3 protein-coding genes are annotated in these 1,609 nt (G+C 52.9%); 1 reads left to right on the forward strand and 2 read right to left on the reverse strand.

What is annotated here, in order from left to right; genetic code table 11:
* The first annotated feature begins 62 nt into the window (after window positions 1–62).
* Entirely contained in the window at window positions 63–698 is a 636-nt protein-coding gene (locus AC1DWB_RS34755; RefSeq protein WP_477545632.1) for a nitroreductase family protein, read from the forward strand.
* A gap of 57 nt (window positions 699–755) precedes the next feature.
* Here AC1DWB_RS34755 and AC1DWB_RS34760 read toward each other — a convergent pair whose 3' ends face one another.
* Both AC1DWB_RS34760 and AC1DWB_RS34765 read right to left on the reverse strand, forming a co-directional pair.
* Window positions 756–1,007, reverse strand: a complete 252-nt coding sequence (locus AC1DWB_RS34760) for a hypothetical protein (RefSeq protein WP_477545630.1) — start codon at window positions 1,005–1,007, stop codon at window positions 756–758.
* An 85-nt stretch (window positions 1,008–1,092) separates the two neighbouring features.
* The coding region (locus AC1DWB_RS34765; protein ID WP_477545631.1) for an NAD(P)/FAD-dependent oxidoreductase at window positions 1,093–1,609 on the reverse strand (517 nt) is incomplete at its 5' end.

Here is a 1,609-nt window from a genome sequence, read left to right on the forward strand (position 1 = left end):
GCACAATAGAGAGGACCTTACTCATTCTATGTGCGCACAGCCGACAGGAGATAACCGACACGATGAACCAACAAACGACGCAACAAAATTTCGAAACTGTAGCTAACGAACGCCATTCTGTACGGCAATTCGATCCAACGCATCGAATCAGCCGTGAAGTGCTGATGGACATACTGAACCTGGCTGCACAGGCTCCTTCATCATGGAATTTGCAGCACTGGAAGTTTCTCGTGATCGAGGACAAGGAGCGCAAGATGGCGTTGCTACCCATTGCTAACAATCAGAAGCAAGTGGTGGACGCCTCTGTCGTCGTGGCCGTACTAGGCGATCTGGAGGCGGATAAAAACGCCGAGCCCATATACGGCGGCGCGGTACGTGCTGGAGCGATGTCCGAGGAGATCAAGAATACGTTAGTCGGGCAAATTGCGGGCGCGTACAATTCATCTTCACAAATCGGGCGCGACGAAGCGATACGCAACGCCTCGTTAGCCGCGATGCAGCTAATGCTGGCCGCTAAGGCGAAAGGCTACGACACTTGCCCGATGGGGGGATACAATCCAGCGAAGCTGGTCGAGGAATTCCGCATTCCGCCCCGTTACTTGCCGATCATGTTGATCTCGATCGGCAAGGGCGTCAAACCCGCCCACGCTACCCCTAGATTCAAGGTGGACGATCTGACCGTCTTCAACGGATTTTAGCTATAGAGATGGATGTGATTACACACAGACCGCCCTGGACATGTCCAGGGCGGTTAACTACATCCGCCACTCCTCCACTTCCACGGAAGCGGTGAATCCGCAACCGTTACAGTACAGCTCGTGGACGCACGTATGATTCACAAGATCCGGGAAGCCATTCGTTAGCTTCATATCGTCGATAGGACGATAGGGCGAATAAGGTCCCAAGTAATCGTCGGCCCGCCCGCCGTCACATAAAGAACGACCACATTGCGGGCAATGTTTGGCAAGTGGCTGCAAGCCGTTACATACTGGACAACCGAATGACAAAGGGCACTCCTCCTACAACTGTTCGAAGGGAACTACTTCGAAAGCAACTGTAGAATAGAATGCCCTTTTCGCCGGCATACTACTATTAAAACTTCATGTTACTGCTGTGACCCGGAGATAGCTTAGCATCCGGATCGAAGTATACTTTGGCGTTATTGACAGCGGTTGGAGCTTCACCGAATCCAACAGCAATCAGCTTCAGCTTGCCYGGATAGGTCGTGATGTCGCCTGCTGCGAATATGCCTGGTATGGACGTCTCCATACGCGAGTCGACGACGATCGAACCATTGTCGATCTCGAAGCCCCACTCAGCGATAGGCCCGAGTGAAGAGACGAAGCCGAAGTTGACGATAACGGAATCGACTGGAACTACAGTCACCTCGCCACTCTTGGAGTGCTTCAGGGTAACAGATTCAATGCGATCGGTTCCGTTCAAGCTCTCCATCTCAACCGGTGTAATGACGTTCACCTTGGATTGCTTCAGCATTTCCACGCTGTGCTCGTGAGCGCGGAACTTATCGCGGCGATGAACGAGAGTCACTTCTTCAGCAATCGGCTCCAACATCWGGGACCAGTCAACCGCAGAATCTCCGCCTCCACTG

The organism is Paenibacillus sp. P4_E11, assembly GCF_056401635.1.